General features: G+C 58.7%; 18 protein-coding genes. 6 read left to right on the top strand and 12 right to left on the bottom strand.

The window, feature by feature from the left end; translation table 11 throughout:
- The first annotated feature begins 77 nt into the window (after positions 1 to 77).
- Positions 78 to 602, top strand: coding sequence for a hypothetical protein (locus tag EI290_RS20565; protein ID WP_125433528.1), 525 nt, complete (start codon positions 78 to 80; stop codon positions 600 to 602).
- A 124-nt stretch (positions 603 to 726) separates the two neighbouring features.
- Here EI290_RS20565 and EI290_RS20560 read toward each other — a convergent pair whose 3' ends face one another.
- Together EI290_RS20560 and EI290_RS20555 are read right to left on the bottom strand one after the other, a co-directional pair.
- On the bottom strand, positions 727 to 1,386 hold the full coding sequence (locus tag EI290_RS20560; RefSeq protein ID WP_125433527.1) for a DUF4159 domain-containing protein: 660 nt from the start codon (positions 1,384 to 1,386) through the stop codon (positions 727 to 729).
- A 57-nt stretch (positions 1,387 to 1,443) separates the two neighbouring features.
- Entirely contained in the window at positions 1,444 to 2,151 is a 708-nt protein-coding gene (locus EI290_RS20555) for a 16S rRNA (uracil(1498)-N(3))-methyltransferase (RefSeq protein ID WP_125433526.1), read from the bottom strand.
- A gap of 112 nt (positions 2,152 to 2,263) precedes the next feature.
- Between EI290_RS20555 and EI290_RS20550 the strand changes: the two genes are divergently transcribed.
- Positions 2,264 to 3,331 carry an SDR family oxidoreductase gene (locus tag EI290_RS20550; protein ID WP_125433525.1) on the top strand — a complete coding sequence of 356 codons (1,068 nt, stop codon included), beginning with the start codon at positions 2,264 to 2,266 and terminating at the stop codon, positions 3,329 to 3,331.
- A 94-nt stretch (positions 3,332 to 3,425) separates the two neighbouring features.
- On the opposite strand, the gene EI290_RS20545 is transcribed toward EI290_RS20550, so the two are convergent.
- The gene (locus tag EI290_RS20545; protein WP_125433524.1) at positions 3,426 to 4,208 is read right to left on the bottom strand and encodes a S1/P1 nuclease; all 783 of its coding nucleotides are present in this window, start codon (positions 4,206 to 4,208) and stop codon (positions 3,426 to 3,428) included.
- 80 nt (positions 4,209 to 4,288) lie between these two features.
- Here EI290_RS20545 and EI290_RS20540 point away from each other — a divergent pair, with 80 nt between their 5' ends.
- Positions 4,289 to 4,666, top strand: coding sequence for a hypothetical protein (locus EI290_RS20540; RefSeq protein ID WP_125433523.1), 378 nt, complete (start codon positions 4,289 to 4,291; stop codon positions 4,664 to 4,666).
- Between the two features lie 19 nt (positions 4,667 to 4,685).
- Positions 4,686 to 5,240, top strand: a complete 555-nt coding sequence (locus tag EI290_RS20535; protein WP_125433522.1) for a hypothetical protein — start codon at positions 4,686 to 4,688, stop codon at positions 5,238 to 5,240.
- Positions 5,241 to 5,299: 59 nt separating this feature from the next.
- Here the strand turns inward: EI290_RS20535 and pckA are convergent, their stop codons facing one another.
- Complete coding sequence (gene pckA / locus EI290_RS20530; protein ID WP_125433521.1) at positions 5,300 to 6,913, bottom strand: phosphoenolpyruvate carboxykinase (ATP); 1,614 nt, start codon at positions 6,911 to 6,913, stop codon at positions 5,300 to 5,302.
- A 264-nt stretch (positions 6,914 to 7,177) separates the two neighbouring features.
- On the opposite strand from pckA, the gene EI290_RS20525 reads away from it, so the two are divergent.
- Complete coding sequence (locus tag EI290_RS20525) at positions 7,178 to 8,611, top strand: peptide MFS transporter (protein ID WP_125433520.1); 1,434 nt, start codon at positions 7,178 to 7,180, stop codon at positions 8,609 to 8,611.
- Between the two features lie 164 nt (positions 8,612 to 8,775).
- Complete coding sequence (locus EI290_RS20520; RefSeq protein WP_125433519.1) at positions 8,776 to 9,021, top strand: hypothetical protein; 246 nt, start codon at positions 8,776 to 8,778, stop codon at positions 9,019 to 9,021.
- A gap of 113 nt (positions 9,022 to 9,134) precedes the next feature.
- Here the strand turns inward: EI290_RS20520 and groL are convergent, their stop codons facing one another.
- The 8 genes from groL to miaB all read right to left on the bottom strand — a co-directional run bounded on the left by groL (position 9,135) and on the right by miaB (position 17,091).
- Complete coding sequence (gene groL / locus EI290_RS20515) at positions 9,135 to 10,775, bottom strand: chaperonin GroEL (protein ID WP_125433518.1); 1,641 nt, start codon at positions 10,773 to 10,775, stop codon at positions 9,135 to 9,137.
- Between the two features lie 48 nt (positions 10,776 to 10,823).
- Positions 10,824 to 11,114: a co-chaperone GroES gene (gene groES / locus EI290_RS20510; RefSeq protein WP_045687497.1), complete on the bottom strand. Its 291-nt coding sequence runs from the start codon at positions 11,112 to 11,114 to the stop codon at positions 10,824 to 10,826.
- Between the two features lie 274 nt (positions 11,115 to 11,388).
- Positions 11,389 to 11,769, bottom strand: coding sequence for a preprotein translocase subunit SecG (gene secG / locus EI290_RS20505; protein WP_125433517.1), 381 nt, complete (start codon positions 11,767 to 11,769; stop codon positions 11,389 to 11,391).
- The gene (locus tag EI290_RS20500; protein ID WP_125433516.1) at positions 11,770 to 13,110 is read right to left on the bottom strand and encodes a hypothetical protein; all 1,341 of its coding nucleotides are present in this window, start codon (positions 13,108 to 13,110) and stop codon (positions 11,770 to 11,772) included.
- Positions 13,111 to 13,258: 148 nt separating this feature from the next.
- On the bottom strand, positions 13,259 to 13,858 hold the full coding sequence (locus EI290_RS20495; protein ID WP_125433515.1) for an LptE family protein: 600 nt from the start codon (positions 13,856 to 13,858) through the stop codon (positions 13,259 to 13,261).
- Complete coding sequence (locus EI290_RS20490; RefSeq protein WP_125433514.1) at positions 13,839 to 15,158, bottom strand: sigma-54 interaction domain-containing protein; 1,320 nt, start codon at positions 15,156 to 15,158, stop codon at positions 13,839 to 13,841. The genes EI290_RS20495 and EI290_RS20490 overlap by 20 nt, the downstream gene beginning before the upstream one ends.
- A gap of 3 nt (positions 15,159 to 15,161) precedes the next feature.
- On the bottom strand, positions 15,162 to 15,593 hold the full coding sequence (locus EI290_RS20485; RefSeq protein ID WP_125433513.1) for a four helix bundle protein: 432 nt from the start codon (positions 15,591 to 15,593) through the stop codon (positions 15,162 to 15,164).
- Positions 15,594 to 15,630: 37 nt separating this feature from the next.
- The gene (miaB, locus tag EI290_RS20480; protein WP_125433512.1) at positions 15,631 to 17,091 is read right to left on the bottom strand and encodes a tRNA (N6-isopentenyl adenosine(37)-C2)-methylthiotransferase MiaB; all 1,461 of its coding nucleotides are present in this window, start codon (positions 17,089 to 17,091) and stop codon (positions 15,631 to 15,633) included.
- Between the last annotated feature and the right edge of the window lie 25 nt (positions 17,092 to 17,116).

Below are 17,116 nucleotides of genomic sequence, written 5' to 3'. Positions count from 1 at the left end.
TGGCAGGGTCCGCGCCGGTGGGCCGTGGCTCCGGCTGCGGCACTGTGTTCCTCTGGTCTTCTTTTCTTCTGCACACAATGGCTGAACTGAAAGCACTGGCCTGGATCCTGATTGGTCTGGCCGTATTTATCTGGCGAATGGTGCAGAAAGCCCGAACCACCACTGCCCGCGAGCAGCGGGAGCGGCCCCGTACTACCGGACGGCCCGCGGCCCTACCCGCCGGGAGCTTCGACGAATTGCTCAAGCAATTTCAGACGCAAAACCAGCCCGCGGCCCGGCCAGTGCCGCCAGCCACCACCATGGGCGGGCGGCCGCTGCCGGCCGAAGCCGCTCCCCGGCCTCGCAGCCTGGAGAAAACCGAAGCCCCGGCCCGGTCCCTGGAACGGTCGGCCGCGCCCCACTTGCTGGAAGCGCCGCGCCGGGCCGTACGCCGGGCCGCCACGCTGCCCCGGGCCGCCAACCAGCCCAACCCCGATGACTATTGGAGCCGTCAGCCCGGCGCTACCCCGGAGGCGCGCCCGCCTTTGGGCGAACTGCTAAGAAACCCCGGCACCCTGCGCACCGCTTTCCTGCTGGGAGAAATTCTGCAGCGCCGGTTTTAAGAGGGCAACGAGGTGAAAAGTGGATAGATACTGGCAAAGCGTCTCTGGCGGTATACTGTCCCGCCGGGGAGGGTAAAACAGGCCTTGCCTCTTCCCATTCACCTGTTACCTATTCCTTTCATTACTACTCCTGCGTCAGCGCGTAGCACACTAAATTGGCGCCCATCTTCAACGCAGCCTCATGCGTGGCCGGCTTATCCTCGGGGTAGGTACCCAGGTCCTCCCAGCCGTTGCCCAGGTCGCACTCGTAGCTGTAGAAGCACACCAGCCGGCCCTTATGCAGCAACCCAAAGCCCTGGGGGCGCTTGCCGTCGTGCTCGTGTACCTTGGGCAGGCCTCCGGGAAACTGAAATTTCTGGTGATAGATAGGGTGGGTGAAGGGCAGCTCCACGAAGTCCAGCTCCGGAAACACTTTCTTCATTTCCGGCCGGATAAATTTATCGAGCCCGTAGTTGTCATCAATGTGCAGGAAGCCTCCGCCAATAAGGTAGCGGCGTAGGTTGCGGGCTTCGGCATCCGTAAACGTCACGTTGCCGTGGCCCGTCATGTGCACGAAGGGATAGGTGAGCAGCTCCGGCGAATCCAGCTCCACGGTAGCCTCCTCGAGGTCGATGTTGGTGCGCAGGGTCTGGTTGCAGAACCGGATGAGGTTGGGCAGGCTGGTTTTGTTGGCGTACCAGTCGCCGCCGCCACCGTAATGCAGCTTGGCAATGCGGAAGCTGGGGGCCGGGGCCGCCGCCAGCAGCGGCAGCAGCAACGCAACGAGTAGGAGCAGCTTTTTCATCATCGGAGTAAAAACTAACAACAATAACGGCAGCACAGGGCGAAGTCGTTCACTGGGTTACAACTCCCGCGCCACGTGTACCGTGTGCACAGCCGCCAGAGCGGCGGTTTCGGTGCGCAGGCGGGAGGCTCCCAGCGTAACCGGCCGGATGCCCTGGCCAAAGGCCGCCGCAATTTCCGGGGGAGTGAAGTCCCCTTCGGGCCCGATGAGTACGCAGCAGCCGCTGCCCAGGGCCGCCACCCGCGCCAGCGGGGTCCGCTCACCGTCCTCCAGGTGGGCAATGAAAGTGGTTTCCGGGGTTACGGTGGGCAGGAACCGGCTGAAATCCGTCAGCTCCGTGAGCTGGGGCAGCCACGCCTGCCCCGACTGCTTGAGGGCGCTGATGGCTATTTTTTCCAGGCGGTCCAGCTTCAGTTCCCGCCGCTCGGAGCGGGCACAGCGCAGAAACGTGATGGTATCAACCCCGATTTCGGTGGCTTTTTCTACCAGCCACTCCATCCGGTCGAGGTTTTTGGTGGGGGCCACGGCCAGATGTACAGTGTAGGCGCGGCGCGCAGCCAGTCGGGCCTCCACGATGCGCAGCTGGCAGCGCTTGGGGTTGGGGTCGGCTACTTCGGCGGCGTACACGCCGCCCTGCCCGTTTACCAGCACCACGGCGTCGCCGGCGGCCAGGCGCAGCACCCGCACGGCGTGCTTGCTTTCCTCTTCGGGCAGGGTGTAGCTGAGCGCAGCAGTCAGGTCGGGGGCAAAAAAGGTGTGGGGCATGGGCCAAAGGTAGGGCGAATCGGCAAGCTCAAGAATAACAACCCAACAGTACGCCCGTACTAACAGGGAAGCGCTACACGGCCTGCTTCACTCATTTTTTTACTCACGTGCTATGGCTATTACACTCAAAAAACTCAAAGACCAAGTTATTGTCATCACCGGAGCTTCCTCCGGCATTGGGCTGGTAATGGCCCGGATGGCCGCCGCTAAAGGAGCCAAGCTGGTGCTGGCAGCCCGTAGTGAGGATGCATTGCAACAGCTGGCGGAGGAAATCAACCAGGCCGGTGGCACGGCCACCTACGTGGTAACCGACGTGAGCCGCCCCGAGGAGGTGCAGCGGCTGGCTCAGCAGGCCATCAGCAAGTTCGGGGGCTTCGACACCTGGATTAACAACGCCGGCGTATCCATCTACGGCAAGCTGGAGCAGATTCCGGTGGAAGATATGCGCCAGCTGTTTGAGGTGAACTTCTGGGGGCTGGTCCATGGCTCCCTGGAAGCCAGCAAGCATCTGAAACCGAAGGGTGGGGCCATCATCAACGTAGGCAGCATCCTGTCCGACGTAACGGCCATTCTGCAATCCATCTACTCGGCCAGCAAGCACGCCGTGAAGGGATTTACTGATGGCCTGCGCATGGAGCTGGAAATGGACGGAGCGCCCGTTGCCGTTACGCTCATTCAGCCCTCGGCCATTGACACGCCGTACCCGGTGCACGCCAAAAACTATATGGAGCGGGAGGCCCAGCATGCGCCGCCGGCCTACGCGCCCGAAACCGTGGCCCGGGCCATTCTGCACTGCTGCACTACCCCCGAACGGGCCGTGGTGGTCGGCGGCGGCGGTAAAGCCCTGATTGGCATGGAGCACTGGACGCCTACGCTGCTCGATAAGTTCATGGAAAAGGCCTTTGCCAAGCAGGAAAAAGCCGAGTACGCCCCGCGCCCCCTGCAACACAACGCCCTCGACAAGCCCATGGGCCAGCTGCAGGAAAGGGGCAACTACCCCGGTAGCACCCGCGAAACCAGCTACTATACCGAAGCTGTAACGGCTGGCACCCCAACGCTGCGCACGGCCTTACTGGTAGGGGCCGGGGTGGCCTTGGCGGCCTGGCTAGGCACCAAAGGCAAAACCAGTACCGGCAACGACCAAAAGGAAATCAGTAGCCTTGCCTTCCACGATAATTAAGCCGCGCCTTTACCGCTTCCTTTCCAAGCTAAAATGCCCCGTTGCCAGACCGGCAGCGGGGCATTTTTGTGCGTCAGGAGGCCGTGCAATGTGCCTATAGCACGTCGTTAAGCAGCCCGGCCAGCCGGATGCCGGCCTCCACAATGCGCTGCTTCATCAGCTCAGCGTGAGCGGGGTAGTATGTATAGTCAACGTCGGTGCCCATGGGAGTCTCCTGGTAAAGCTTCTCGCTGGAAGTGTACGACTCCCACAGCCACTCTTCCGGAGCGGTGGTCTGGAGCTTGTGTACCTGGCCGTGCCGGAGCTTCCGGTCGTACTGGCAGGCCATTTCGGTGTAGGAGAGGCCCTGGTACTCAATCAGGCCACTATCCCAGAGGCTGTGCAGGTTGGTGTCTTTGCCACGGTATTTGAGCTTGATGTCGTTGCCGCCTTTGTCTTCGGCATGGCCCGTGTGCATGGGCTGATGAATATCCCCCACCAAGTGCACCACAAACTTGAGAGCCGCCGCACGCTCGGCCTGGGGCTTGCTTTCGTCGCCGAGGATGCGCAGCTGGGTTTCCAGGGCCGAGTAGGCGTTGGCGGTGGTCTGGGTTTTTACCGCTTGCAGGTAGGCATCGTGGCCCAGGCCGGAGGGCGTGTTCACGTAGTGCCAGGGAGCCGTATCCTTGAACTCCGGATAGTAGCGGATTTCATCAGGCCAGGTGCTGACCATGGTCAGCGTCTCGGAGCCCAACAGTTTCTTTACCTCACGGCGGGCGTGACGGGAGAGGTGGTGTTCCGCAATTTTTCCGACGGTACGGTGGCCCTCCACGCCCCAGGCCCAGAGGCTCAGGGGGGACAGCAGGGCCAGCAACAGCGGCAACAGGCGCTTGCGCATACAGGAATGAGAGAAGGAGGTGAAGTGAGACAACAAACTTACTAGTTTTACGGCCACCTCACCGTATCCTTTTCACTGCCATGTACCGGGAGAAATACGCTCAAAAGCAAGCCATTCATCTGTACACAATCGGCCAGAGCTGCCAACAGGTGCAGGAAATGCTGCTGCTGGAAGGTGCGGCCCCGGAGCAGGCTGCGCCACTGGCCCTCAAATACCAGAAGCTGCAGCGGCTGCTGGCTACCGAGGATGCCCGCAAACAGCTAAAAACCGCTGGAATGCTGCGGACCATCGGTAGCGTGTTTGCTGGCGGTGGGATAATGCTTTCCTTGTTGAGCTTGGTGTACCTTACCAACCATGTGGTGCTCTACTATGGCCTTATAGGGCTGGGAGTAGGCCTGATAATTAAGAGTGCGCTCGATAAAAAAGCAGCTGAAAAAATGCTGCAGCAGCTCAAATAATCCACTGCCTTGGAGTGCTATGGCCAATGAGCTATCCGGGTGGGCGTTCCAGCAGCCGCCGTATTTCACGCATATTACTACTTTCTCATTATTGCGGGGGCAGAAGTGGGAGCAGCTACAACAGGCCGCCCAGCGGCTGGCAGTTGAAGGCCGGATGCAACTGCTTACAGCAACTGCCGCCGAACTGCCCGCTCGGCGGGCCTACCTGGAGCGGCTTCGGTGCTACCCTCAGCCTGGCCAGACAACGCTTACCCCTGGTTTGCTGGAAGCTTATCATCTCACCGCCACGCCCGTGGCCACGCTACCTCGCCTCAGCTCTCCGGTGCAACGCCTGGAAACATTGCTGCACCTGCCGCTTAAGCACCCGCCCGGGTGGATGTGCGGGCCAGTTTACCGCGACGCCATTGCTTTTTATCAGGACCTCAAGCTGGTACGAGTACTGAATATCTGTTTCAGCTGCGAGAAGATGCTTCTCGACTCGGGACAAGCACTCCTGGCGGATGTAGCCGTGTACGCGGGCCTACGTCAGTTACTGCTCGAGCTTGGCCATCCTATCGGCAACGAAGAGCAGTAAAAAGGCCCTTCAGCTGCAACTGAAGGGCCTTTACATGCCAAAAATAGAGCAACAGCGCGTTACACGCCGGCAGCCACTGCTACTTTAGGCGCGCCGGCGAGAATATCCTCGTTGGCGAAGTCAGCGTACTTCTGGAAGTTGGCTACGAACTTCTCGGCCAGCTCGGCGGCGGTACGGTCGTAGGCCTCCTTATCAGCCCAGGTGTTGCGCGGGTCCAGAATGTCGGTGGGTACGCCGGGTACGGCGGCGGGCACTTCCACCCCAAACACCGGGTGCTGGTGAAACTCCACCTCATTTAGCTGGCCGTTGAGGGCGGCCGTAATCATGGCCCGGGTGTAGCTCAGCTTCATGCGGGAGCCCACGCCGTAGGAGCCGCCCGTCCAGCCGGTGTTTATCAGCCACACGTTCACCTCATTTTCCTCCATTTTCTTGCCCAGCATTTCGGCATACTTGGTGGGGTGCAGGGGCAGGAACACCGCCCCGAAGCAGGCCGAGAAAGTTGTCTGTGGCTCCGTTACGCCCATTTCCGTGCCGGCCACCTTGGCCGTGTAGCCGCTCATGAAGTGGTACATGGCGTGGCACTTATCCAGCTTGCTGATGGGAGGCAGCACCCCAAATGCATCGGCCGTCAGGAAGAAAATGTTCTTGGGCGCCTCGGCTACCGAGGGCTCAATGGCATTCGGAATGTAAGAAATCGGGTAGGCCGTGCGGGTGTTTTCCGTTACCGATTTGTTGGCGTAGTCCACCGTGTGGGTGCCGGGTACGAAGCGCGTGTTCTCCACGATGGAGCCAAACTTAATGGCATTCCAGATTTCGGGCTCCTTCTCCTGGCTCAGGTCAATCACCTTGGCGTAGCAGCCGCCCTCAAAGTTGAAAATGCCCGCATCGGGGGTCCAGCCGTGCTCATCGTCGCCAATCAGGCCCCGGTTGGGGTCGGCCGAAAGGGTCGTTTTGCCCGTGCCCGAAAGGCCGAAGAAGATGGCCGTGTCGCCGGCCTGGCCCACGTTGGCCGAGCAGTGCATACTCAGCGTATCGTGCTGGTGGGGCAGCAGGTAGTTCAGCACCCCAAAAATGCCTTTTTTCATCTCGCCGGCGTAACCCGTGCCCCCAATCAGAATCATCTTCTTCGAGAAGTTCAGAATGGCAAAATTCTTCTGACGGGTCCCATCCACGGCCGGGTCGGCCTCGAAGCCGGGGGCGCAGATGATGCTGAAATCGGGCGTCCAGCTAGTGTCAACTCCTTCGGCGGGGCGCAGGAACATGTTGTAGCAGAACAGGTTGTGCCAGGCTAGCTCGTTCACCACGCGCAGCTTCAGCTCGTAGCTGGGGTTGGCGCCGGCGTAGGCGTCGCGCACGTACACTTCCTTATCAGCCAGGTACTGTACCATCTTCTGGTGCAGCTGGTCAAACTTGTCAGCGTCGAAGGGAATGTTGATGTCGCCCCACCACACCGAATCGGCAGTATTGGCGTCGCGTACCACAAACCGGTCTTTGGGCGAGCGGCCGGTAAACTGACCGGTATCGGCCATGAGGGCACCAGTATCAGTAAGGGTGCCTTCGCCCCGGCGCAGGGCGTGTTCTACCAGCTCGGCGGGGGTGAGGTTGAGATGCACCTGGGCAGCGTGGGAAATGCCTAAGGGTGCAAGGCGAGCGTTGGCGGCGGAATCCATCATAAAAAGGGCCGAAAACGGGTTGGGGGATGTGGGTGGAAAACGGGAATTCGAGAACAAAAATAGACAAAAACCCGAGCCCTCTACGGTGAAAGTAGAAAAAAGAGCGAATTTTCGCTCTGCTTTTTTCTTTGCCTACAAACGTTTGTCAGTATCCTGGTGTCTGACGGCATGGCTTGCACTTGGGTTAAGAAACTTTTGTAGCTTTACCAACCTACCGTGTAGTTGCAGCTACGGGGTTTTCTTCACTTCACTTTTCCCTCTTTCATGCAAACGACCACTGCCGTTCAGGAGCAGCCCACCATGCAGCAAAGCCACCCCCCCGGGCTTTACCTGTTGTTCTTCACCGAAATGTGGGAGCGGTTCAGCTATTATGGCATGCGGGGCCTGTTGATGCTGTATCTATCCAAAACGGCTATTGAGGGTGGGTTAGGAATTTCGGAGGCCAGCGCGTCGCTGATTTATGGATATTTTACGGGTTTCGTTTATCTGACACCCATTCTGGGCGGCTGGCTGGCTGACAAATTCATTGGCCAGCGCCGGGCTATTCTTATAGGCGGTATCACCATGGCTCTAGGACAACTATCACTGTTCATGCAGCCGGAAATATCTACCACTCCGGCGTTGTTCGGGCTACCTTGGCCCACGGCACTAGGGCTGCTACTGTTGATTGTAGGTAATGGCTTCTTCAAGCCCAACATTTCCACCATCGTGGGTAAGCTCTACAAACAGGGCGACCCACTGCGGGATTCGGCTTTCACCATCTTTTATATGGGCATCAATGCGGGAGCTTTCTTGGCCCCCTTGGTGTGTGGCTACTTGGCTGAAAACCTGTTTGCTACCCGTGCCGTGGTTGACGGTGTTGAAAAGGTAACGAACTATGGCTTCCGCTACGGTTTTCTGGCGGCAGGTATCGGCATGATGCTCGGGCAACTGGTATTTAACCTACTGGGGAAAAAATACCTCGGCGACGTAGGCATGTATCCGGAGGGCCAGAACAGTGATGGCACGTCCTCGGCGGCAGCCAAAGCACCGTTAACCAAGGAAGAAACCGACAGAATGGCGGTAATCTTCATTGTAACATTATTCGTAGTCTTCTTTTGGGCCGGTTTCGAGCAGGCGGGTTCCTCACTTACTCTTTATACTGATAAGTACATCAACCGCGAGGTATTCGGGTTTCTGATACCTACTTCCTGGTTCCAGTCGGTTAATCCGGGCTTTATCGTGCTGCTGGGCGCGCCAGTGGCTGCCGTTTGGATGAGTTTGAGTCGAAAAGGCAAGGACTTGTCAATTCCCGTGAAAATGGGTCTGGGTATGGTGCTGCTGGGTGTAGGCTTCCTGTTCATGGTTGGGGCGGTGCTGGAGCGCGGTGGTGACGTCGCTGACCAGACAGTCAAGGCTAGTATTCTGTGGCTCCTAGCGACGTATTTCTTTCATACTATTGGGGAGTTGTGCCTGTCTCCCATTGGCTTGAGTATGGTGTCGCGCCTGTCGCCGCCTACGCTCACCTCCATGCTGATGGGCGTATGGTTCCTGGCTCCCTTCGTGGCTCAAATTGCCGGGGGCTACATTGCCTCTTACGTGGAAGAACTGGGTGCCTTGAAAGTATTCGGCCTTATTGCTGGCTTCGTAATCCTGGCTGGCCTAATTCTGATTGCCATTGCCCGGAAACTGTTTGCCATGATGCACGGCCGCGGCTAAATCACGGACCTTGACGGATTTTTTCGGATTGCACGGATGCCGTCATCTGTACACAGTAAGCCCCGCCGGACATTGGTCCAGCGGGGCTTACTATTTTGATAAGGCCAGAGTGTGTAGCCGTAGGCCACATCCAGGTAGTTGTACGCCGCTTATAACTCTTCCATATGTTTGATAGAATGCACTCGTGGTTGGTGGTAGCCGTGAGCCTCATGCTATTGTACGCCGGCCTCAAAATCGTGAGCGTACAGGTAAACATGCAGTACGAAACGCACCACGACCCGTGCTTTTCGGTAGTAACAGGCCGGAACCTTTGCACCGACTACCAAGCTGCCAAATGGGCTACTGCCGGTATAGGAGTGCTGCTGCTGGGTGTCATTGGATTCAGCAATCAACTCATTCGCAAAAAATAAAGGGGCGCCCTCTTGCCTTAAACAAAAAGCCCCGCTGGCACCGCCAGCAGGGCTTTTATATTTTGCAGAACGAGTCGGCATAATCAGCGCAAAAATCTGCGCCAATCCGTGCTTTACATCATGCCGCCCATGCCGCCCATGCCGGGGGCACCGCCAGCGTGCGAGTGGCCTTTGTCTTCCTCGGGCTCATCCGAAATTACACACTCGGTGGTCAGGAGCAGGCCGGCAATAGAGGCGGCGTTTTCCAGAGCCAGGCGCGTTACCTTGGTGGGGTCGAGGATACCGGCCGCCATCAGGTTTTCGTACTTGTCCTCACGGGCGTTGTAGCCGTAATCGGTTTTGCCTTCGCGTACCTTCTGTACTACCACCGAGCCTTCGCCACCGGCGTTGGAAACGATGGTGCGCAGGGGAGCTTCGAGGGCCGTGCGAATGATGTTCACGCCGGTACGCTCGTCCGCATTCAGGGTATCAACACCCTCAAGGGCCTCAATAGCGCGCACCAGGGCAACCCCACCGCCGGGTACCACGCCTTCCTCAACGGCGGCGCGGGTGGCGTGCAAAGCATCGTCTACGCGGTCCTTCTTCTCTTTCATCTCCACTTCCGTAGAAGCTCCAATGTAGAGAATGGCTACCCCGCCCGACAGCTTAGCCAGACGCTCCTGCAGTTTCTCCTTATCGTAGTCGGAAGTGGTGGTGCCAATCTGGCCTTTGATTTCGTTTACGCGGGCCGTAATGTTTTCCTTCTCGCCCTTACCGTTGACAATCGTGGTGTTGTCTTTGTCGATAATGACTTTCTCGGCCGTACCCAGGTATTCCAGCGTAGCCGAGTCCAGCTTATAGCCCCGCTCTTCGCTGATAACGGTACCACCCGTCAGCACGGCAATGTCTTCCAGCATAGCCTTCCGACGGTCGCCAAAGCCGGGAGCTTTCACGGCGGCAATTTTCAGGGAGCCGCGCAGCTTGTTTACTACCAAGGTAGCCAGCGCTTCGCCGTCCACGTCTTCCGAAATGATAACCAGTGGCTTACCGGTTTGTACCACCTGCTCCAGCACGGGCAGCAACTCCTTCATGGTGCTCACCTTCTTGTCGTAGATGAGGATGAAGGGGTTGTCGAACTCCGCCTCCATTTTCTCGGGGTTGGTCACGAAGTAGGGCGAGAGGTAGCCGCGGTCAAACTGCATACCTTCCACCGTTTTTACTTCGGTTTCGGTGCCGCGGGCTTCTTCCACGGTAATCACGCCCTCTTTGCCCACTTTGTCCATGGCGTCGGCAATCATTTTGCCGATTTCCATATCGTTGTTGGCCGAAATAGCGCCTACCTGGGCAATTTCCGAGGAGTTTTCGATTTTTTTCGACTGCGCCTTCAGGTTGCCAACTACGGCCTGCACAGCTTTGTCGATACCGCGCTTCAGGTCCATGGGGTTGGCCCCGGCGGCTACGTTTTTGGAACCGGCCGTGTAAATGGCCTGGGCCAGTACGGTGGCAGTAGTAGTACCATCACCCGCTTGGTCGGCGGTTTTAGAGGCTACCTCTTTCACCAGCTGAGCACCCATGTTTTCAACCGGGTCGGCCAGCTCAATTTCCTTAGCTACCGATACCCCGTCCTTGGTAATGGTGGGGGCACCGAACTTCTTGTCGATAACCACATTGCGGCCTTTGGGACCCAGGGTTACCTTCACGGCATTTGCCAGTTTATCAACGCCGCGCTTCAGCTTGTCGCGGCCTTCAGTATCGAATTGGATGTTCTTCGCCATCGGGAGTTCGGGTGTTTGGAATCAGAAAGGGATAGGAGAAAGGAAACCTTACAGTACGGCAAAAATGTCCGACTCCTTCATAATGAGGTAGTCCTGGCCATCAACGGTAATTTCAGTACCGGCGTATTTGCCATACAGTACCTGGTCACCTGCTTTCACCTGGGGCTTAATGGTGGTGCCATTATCGGCCACTTTGCCTTCACCTACGGCTACTACTTCGCCACGCTGGGGCTTTTCTTTGGCCGTGTCGGGGATAATGATGCCCGATTTGGTTTTTTCCTCGGCGGCGGCAGGCGCGATGATTACGCGGTCAGCCAGCGGTTTGATGCTAAGCGACATATTGTACGTTTTGGTTGAAAGGTTACACAAATCTGGGGTGTTGCCGGGCGTGCTGCACTTCCTGTGCCAGCTCTGCAAAACCTGACAGAATGGACGGTAAAAGCCTCCTTCCTGTCAGCCGTGGCAGAAAAAGCGGCAGTTTGGCCCGGCGCTTTACGTAGCCGGGAGGCAGAAGTTGGGGCCGGAACGGCAGAGCCGACCCCAACTTCTGCCAACAAAAAACCGGTGGCTCCGCGAGGAACCACCGGTTTTTGGATGTGCTGAGAGCAGAAGCTTACTGCGCAGGCTGCGGAGCCGGAGTAGTAGCCGGAGCTGCACTAGGGGCCGCTGCACCCGGTACTGCTGGTGCGGGGGTGGCAGGAGCAGGCGCTGGCCGAGACTCCAGGGCCTTTTGCTGGTTGATGCTGCGCACCGGACCAGTAGTAGGTGCCCCTCCAATAACGTGGGTGCCCAGGGTCAGAATCATCAGGCCGATGGCGAAGCCCCAGGTTAGCTTTTCGAGCAGGTCGCCGGTGCGCTTCACGCCCATTAGCTGGGCGGCACCGCCGGCGCCAAACTGGCTGGAAATGCCGCCGCCTTTGGGATTTTGAGCCAGCACCACTACGGCCAGCAGGAAGCACACAAGAAGAATCAGGGCAATAAGAACGTAGTACATCTACTCCGAAGGTTGTTGCAGTTGTTGGATTTGCTCGGCAAAATACGCCTTTTTTTCGGGCTGACGCTCCATCAGGCGCTCATATATTTCAATGGCCTTATCCTTTTTGCCCTGGCGCACCATGATGTTAGCCAGACTTTCGGAGGCTAAGGAGGGGGCCACGCTCGTGCTGCGCACCGATAGATCGGGCTGTTCAGCAGCGGGCAGCGAAATGCCTCCCGGCGTTTTGATACGCGGCTGGGCTTTGAGGAAGCGGTTAATTAAATCGAGAGAAGACGCAGCGGGCTTGGGCTTGTGAGCCCGCAAATGCGCCAGTAATAGGGCGTCGGGCTCAAAGAAGGCCTCCAACGGTAAGTCCAGCGTATAACCATCATGGGCCTGCAGGTCGTAGCCCAGGCGGCTACCGGCGCCCAAGGCATAACCCAGGTCGGGGTCGGCGCGGAAAGGAGCCGTAACCACTGGGGGCGGAGTAACTCCCAGGCTGCCCAAGGCAGGCAGCTCCGCGTCTGGCTGCGCTTCTTCCTCCTCTTCCAGGCCGGGCAGCTGGTAGCCGCTGGGCGGAGCAAGCGCAGGCTGGGCGAGCCCAAACTCAAAACGGGAAATACCTCCATCGGCGGGGGGGCGAATGGGGGGAGCTACAGCCGGCAATACCTCCTCCTCGCTACTCACGGCGGCAGAGGTAGAACCAGTGGTTTCCTCCAACGCTACCTCTTCGGTAGCAGGTGCTTCGGATGAAAGGGCTGGCTGCTCCGGGTCAAGGGGTGTAAGAGTCTCGCCAGCAGTCGGTTCGGGTGCAACGGCTGCCACTTCCGGCGACGGGAATGCCCCTGATGTCTCCTCGCCAACGGGCTCCTCGGAGGAAGTAGCTACAGGCTGCGGCAGGGCGTCGGCTTCCGTTGCTAATGAGGTGTCGGGAGTTTCCGGGTGAACAGGTGCTGGTAATGCATCCTCCGCGGCCTGGTCTGGGCTAATTCCGGAAGCGAGGGAGCTGGCTGGAAGCGGGGTGGTGGCTGTTTCAGACAGGAAAGGGAGCGGCTCGGTGTGCTCCGGTACGGAGGGCAAAGGCTCCGGTACTGTTACTGGCGCAGAAGCGGCCACAGGCGCTGCCGCCGGCTGCTCCAGTAACTGGCGCAGTAGCTCCCGATTGGCGGCGTAAGTAGCCGCCCGCCGCAGGCGCTGGCCGGCCAGCATACTGCCCCGGTCGTGGGCGGCTTTGGCCAGCAGCACATGCGCCGACTGGCAATAGGGAAATGCGGCCGCCAGTTGTTCCAACTCCCGGATTTCGGCATCCGAAATCCCGTCGACGTGGTCCAGAATGTGCAGTAGCGACGCGCGGGTCATGCGGTAAATAACTAAAAGCCGCCGACCACCCAGGGGCGGGCAACGAGGCTGTGCAGGGAGGGGAGGTGAGCCGTATTGCGGTAGCCCAGATGGGTACGGGGCTGCAAGAATACGTCAATTTAGGCATTAAACCTGGGTATAGCCCGGCTTACCAGTTTGCCACCGACTTATTGAAGGCGTCGGTAATGATGTTCCGGAACAGTTCCCGTAGGGCCGTGGGGTCGTTGTTGATGCTGGTAATGTCGCGGGTAGCCGGAAACGGACGGGTGGTTTGCAGGGTCTGCTCGAAGTCCTGCTTGGGGTCCTTGGTGTTGGTAAACTTCACTCGCACCTGAATGGTGAGCTGGTTGGCCCCGGCCTGGTCCTGCCCGGTGGCCGTTTGCTGAATAGCCGCCGGGGCGAAATCATAGGCAATTATCTGCCCTTCGAATTGCAAATCTCCATCCCGGGGCACCAGCTTGAGGTTGGTATTGCGCTGAAAATAGTCCTTGAAATCCTCCGTAAACCGCGCCGACAGAAACGAAGGACCGTTGTTAGCGTTGTTGGCGAAAGTGGCAATGGAAATCGTCTTGACGGCTGGGTTGATGTTGGTGCCGCTAAAGGAATAGATGCCGCAGCCGCTGAGCAGTACTAAAAAGCTGGTAGCTATTAGCTGTTGGCTGACAGCTTTTCGGCGGAAAGAAGAAAGAAAGCTAACAGCGAACAGCCAACAGCTAGTAGCGAATATATTACGCTTGTTCCAGGTCATATTGCTTGAGCTTGCGGTATAGGGTGCGTTCGGAAATGCCCAAATCGTGCGCGGCGTACTTGCGCTTGTTGTTGTGCTTCTTCAACGCTTTAATTATCATTTCCTTTTCCTTGGCCTCCAGACTCAGCGTTTCTTCCTCGGTTTCGTGGGAAATATCCTCCACGCGCTGCACGTCCTCCTCGTAGTCGGTAGCATCCTCCACGGCCAGGTCGCGCGGATTCAGGATGAAGTCGGAGGCGGCGGCCTCGGGGCGGAGGGGGCGGGCGGCCCCGGCGTCGTAGGGCGACACCTGTACGCTGGTGAACAGGTGGCTGTTCTGGCGCAGCAGCTCCTGCGCCTCGTGGGGGCGCTGGCCGCCGGCCAGGTCCAGCACCAGCTTCTTAAGGTCGGTCATGTCGCGGCGCATATCAAACAGCACCTTGTAGAGCAGGTCCCGCTCGGAGTAGGCGTTGCCGGCCCCGTCGGTGGCGCTGCCGGCGGCGCTGAGCAGCATGGGCAGCTGGGAAGTTTGCTCCTGGGGTAAATACTGGCGCAGGCGGCGGGAGTCGATTTCCCGGTCGGTTTCCAGCACCGATATCTGCTCGGCCACGTTCTTGAGCTGGCGGATGTTACCGGGGAAGCGGAAGCGCTGCAATTCCTGCACCGCATCGGGGGTGAGGCTCACGGGCTTTACCCGGTACCGGTCGGCGAAGTCAGTGGCAAACTTTCTGAACAGTAGATAGATATCATCGCCTCGTTCACGCAACGGTGGAACCGTAATGGGTACCGTGTTGAGGCGGTAGTACAGGTCTTCGCGGAAGCGGCCTTCGCGCACGGCGTCCAGCAGATTGACGTTGGTGGCGGCTACCACGCGCACATCGGTCTTCTGCACTTTGGAGGAGCCGACGCGGATGAACTCGCCATTTTCCAGCACGCGCAGCAGGCGGGCCTGGGTGCCCAGGGGCATCTCGCCAATCTCGTCGAGGAAGATAGTGCCCCCATTGGTTACCTCGAAGTAGCCTTTGCGGGCTTCCTGGGCGCCGGTAAACGAGCCTTTCTCGTGCCCGAACAATTCGGAGTCGATGGTGCCTTCTGGAATGGCGCCGCAGTTGATGGCAATAAACTGCCCGTGCTTGCGCGGCGACAGGGCATGAATGATCTTCGAAAACGACTCCTTCCCGGAGCCACTTTCGCCGGTAATCAGCACCGTCATATCGGTGGGGGCCACCTGCGCCGCTACCTGAATGGCGTAGTTCAGCGTCGGCGCGTTGCCGATAATGCCGAAGCGTTGCTTGATTGATTGTATTTCGGAGGGAGTCAAGGGCTAGTTGTCAGTTGCTGGTTGTCCGTTGTCAGGAAGATAGTCGGGGGCATCTTCAGCAACGTAGGACGAGGTGGTGAGAGTACGATAGTAGCGGATAAAACCCTGAAGCAGCTTTTTGCAGTTGGTAACGGCGGTCAGCAGTTCCTGCAACTCCTGGTCAGGCAGATATAGCAAGTCGTAGGCTAGATAAAGTTGCGTTTCAACTTCGTATAAAGAACCCCGGGCAATGAACAGAAACTGCAGCGTATCCCGCGCGGACTGCCGGCCACAGCCCTCGGCGATGTTAGATGGAATCGAGACGGCAGCCCGACGAAGTTGGTTAGTCAGGCCAAACAATTCTTCTTTGGGAAACTGCCGGGTCAGTTCGTACACCCGTTTAGTCAGATTTCGGCATTGTAGCCACACGTTCAACTCCGTATAGGGCTTGTCCATGACTAAAACCTAACAACTGACAACGAGCAACTAAAAACTAGACGATTTCCCCAATCAGCGCGGCGCCGGTGGTGCTGGTGACCAGCACGTTCACGTAGTCGCCTTTTTGGGCGGTGCCCCGGGGGAAGATGACCACCTGGTTCTGACTGTTGCGGCCGCTGAGCTGCTCCTCCGAGCGTTTGGAGCGGCCTTCTACCAGTACCTGATGCACGCGGCCCACCATGCGGGCGTAACGGGCCCGGGCGTGCAGCTGCTGACGGTCAATAACTTCCTGCAGACGGCGCTTCTTCACGTCCAGCGGAATATCATCGGCCAGTTTGCGGGCGGCCAGGGTGCCGGGGCGCTCCGAGTAGAAAAAGTTGTAGCCCATGTCGTACTGCACAAAGTCGATGAGGCTGAGGGTATCCTGGTGTTCCTCCTCGGTTTCGGAGCAGAATCCCGCAATCATATCGGTGCTAATGGCGCAGTCCTCACCCAGAATGCGACGGATAGCCAGTACCCGCTCCTCGTACCAAGGCCGGTCGTAGGTGCGGTTCATCAGCTTGAGTACGCGCGAGTTACCGCTCTGGGCCGGCAGGTGAATGTACTTGCAGATGTTGTCGTAGCGCGCCATGGTGTGCAGCACCTCATCGGTAATGTCCTTGGGATGGGAGGTGGAGAAGCGCACCCGCAACTCAGGGCTCACCAGGGCCACCCGCTCCAGCAGCTGGGCAAAGTTCACCGATTCAGAGCCGTCCTCGGAGGCCCATTTGTAACTATCCACGTTCTGGCCCAGCAGGGTAACCTCCTTGTAGCCAGCGGCTACCAGGTCACGGGCTTCCTGCACAATGCTGTGGGCGTCGCGGCTCCGTTCCCGGCCCCTGGTGAAGGGTACCACGCAGAAGGAGCACATATTGTCGCAGCCGCGCATGATGCTGATAAAGGCCGTGATGCCGTTGCTGTTGAGGCGTACCGGCGTGATGTCGGCGTAGGTTTCCTCCCGGCTCAGCAGCACGTTTACGGCCTTCTGGCCGCCATCCACCTGCTGAATCAGCTGGGGCAGGTCGCGGTAGGCGTCGGGGCCGACTACCAGGTCCACCAGCTTTTCTTCCTCCAGAAACTTGCTTTTCAGGCGCTCCGCCATGCAGCCCAGCACGCCCACCAGCAGGCCGGGGTTGCGCTTTTTGTGGCTATTAATCTGGGACAGGCGCATACGCACGGTTTGTTCGGCCTTTTCGCGGATGGAGCAGGTATTCAGCAGCACCAGGTCGGCGCCTTCCAGCTGGTCAGTCGTGTCGAAACCCTGCTCAAACAGGATGCTCGACACGATTTCCGAGTCGGAGAAGTTCATCTGGCAGCCGTAGCTCTCAATGTAGAGCTTGCGGCTTTTACCCGTGCGGGTCGCGGCCTGCACGCGCACCTGACCCGAGGGCTCGTGGGCGTGCGTAGCCGCGTCCACGGCGGGCGTGGGCAGGGTAGGTGTATCGAGAAAATCGAGGGTAAGGAGCGGTTGCGACATGGGAAAAGGCCTTCAGCAGGCAGCA

This window comes from Hymenobacter metallilatus, from assembly GCF_003944705.1.
GTDB lineage: Bacteria > Bacteroidota > Bacteroidia > Cytophagales > Hymenobacteraceae > Hymenobacter > Hymenobacter metallilatus.
The sequence above is the reverse complement of the archived record's forward strand: the minus strand, read 5'-3'. Positions and strand labels throughout refer to the sequence as shown.

Excerpts from the sequence above, each read along its gene's own strand:
- EI290_RS20565 (WP_125433528.1), top strand. The coding sequence starts at position 78 with ATGGCTGAACTGAAAGCACTGGCCTGGATCCTGATTGGTCTGGCCGTA.
- EI290_RS20540 (WP_125433523.1), top strand. The coding sequence starts at position 4,289 with ATGTACCGGGAGAAATACGCTCAAAAGCAAGCCATTCATCTGTACACA.
- EI290_RS20535 (WP_125433522.1), top strand. The coding sequence starts at position 4,686 with ATGGCCAATGAGCTATCCGGGTGGGCGTTCCAGCAGCCGCCGTATTTC.
- secG (WP_125433517.1), bottom strand. The coding sequence starts at position 11,769 with ATGTACTACGTTCTTATTGCCCTGATTCTTCTTGTGTGCTTCCTGCTG.
- EI290_RS20560 (WP_125433527.1), bottom strand. The coding sequence starts at position 1,386 with ATGAAAAAGCTGCTCCTACTCGTTGCGTTGCTGCTGCCGCTGCTGGCG.
- EI290_RS20545 (WP_125433524.1), bottom strand. The coding sequence starts at position 4,208 with ATGCGCAAGCGCCTGTTGCCGCTGTTGCTGGCCCTGCTGTCCCCCCTG.
- EI290_RS20500 (WP_125433516.1), bottom strand. The coding sequence starts at position 13,110 with ATGACCCGCGCGTCGCTACTGCACATTCTGGACCACGTCGACGGGATT.
- EI290_RS20485 (WP_125433513.1), bottom strand. The coding sequence starts at position 15,593 with ATGGACAAGCCCTATACGGAGTTGAACGTGTGGCTACAATGCCGAAAT.
- groES (WP_045687497.1), bottom strand. The coding sequence starts at position 11,114 with ATGTCGCTTAGCATCAAACCGCTGGCTGACCGCGTAATCATCGCGCCT.
- miaB (WP_125433512.1), bottom strand. The coding sequence starts at position 17,091 with ATGTCGCAACCGCTCCTTACCCTCGATTTTCTCGATACACCTACCCTG.
- EI290_RS20525 (WP_125433520.1), top strand. The coding sequence starts at position 7,178 with ATGCAAACGACCACTGCCGTTCAGGAGCAGCCCACCATGCAGCAAAGC.
- EI290_RS20555 (WP_125433526.1), bottom strand. The coding sequence starts at position 2,151 with ATGCCCCACACCTTTTTTGCCCCCGACCTGACTGCTGCGCTCAGCTAC.
- EI290_RS20550 (WP_125433525.1), top strand. The coding sequence starts at position 2,264 with ATGGCTATTACACTCAAAAAACTCAAAGACCAAGTTATTGTCATCACC.
- groL (WP_125433518.1), bottom strand. The coding sequence starts at position 10,775 with ATGGCGAAGAACATCCAATTCGATACTGAAGGCCGCGACAAGCTGAAG.
- EI290_RS20520 (WP_125433519.1), top strand. The coding sequence starts at position 8,776 with ATGTTTGATAGAATGCACTCGTGGTTGGTGGTAGCCGTGAGCCTCATG.
- EI290_RS20495 (WP_125433515.1), bottom strand. The coding sequence starts at position 13,858 with ATGACCTGGAACAAGCGTAATATATTCGCTACTAGCTGTTGGCTGTTC.
- pckA (WP_125433521.1), bottom strand. The coding sequence starts at position 6,913 with ATGATGGATTCCGCCGCCAACGCTCGCCTTGCACCCTTAGGCATTTCC.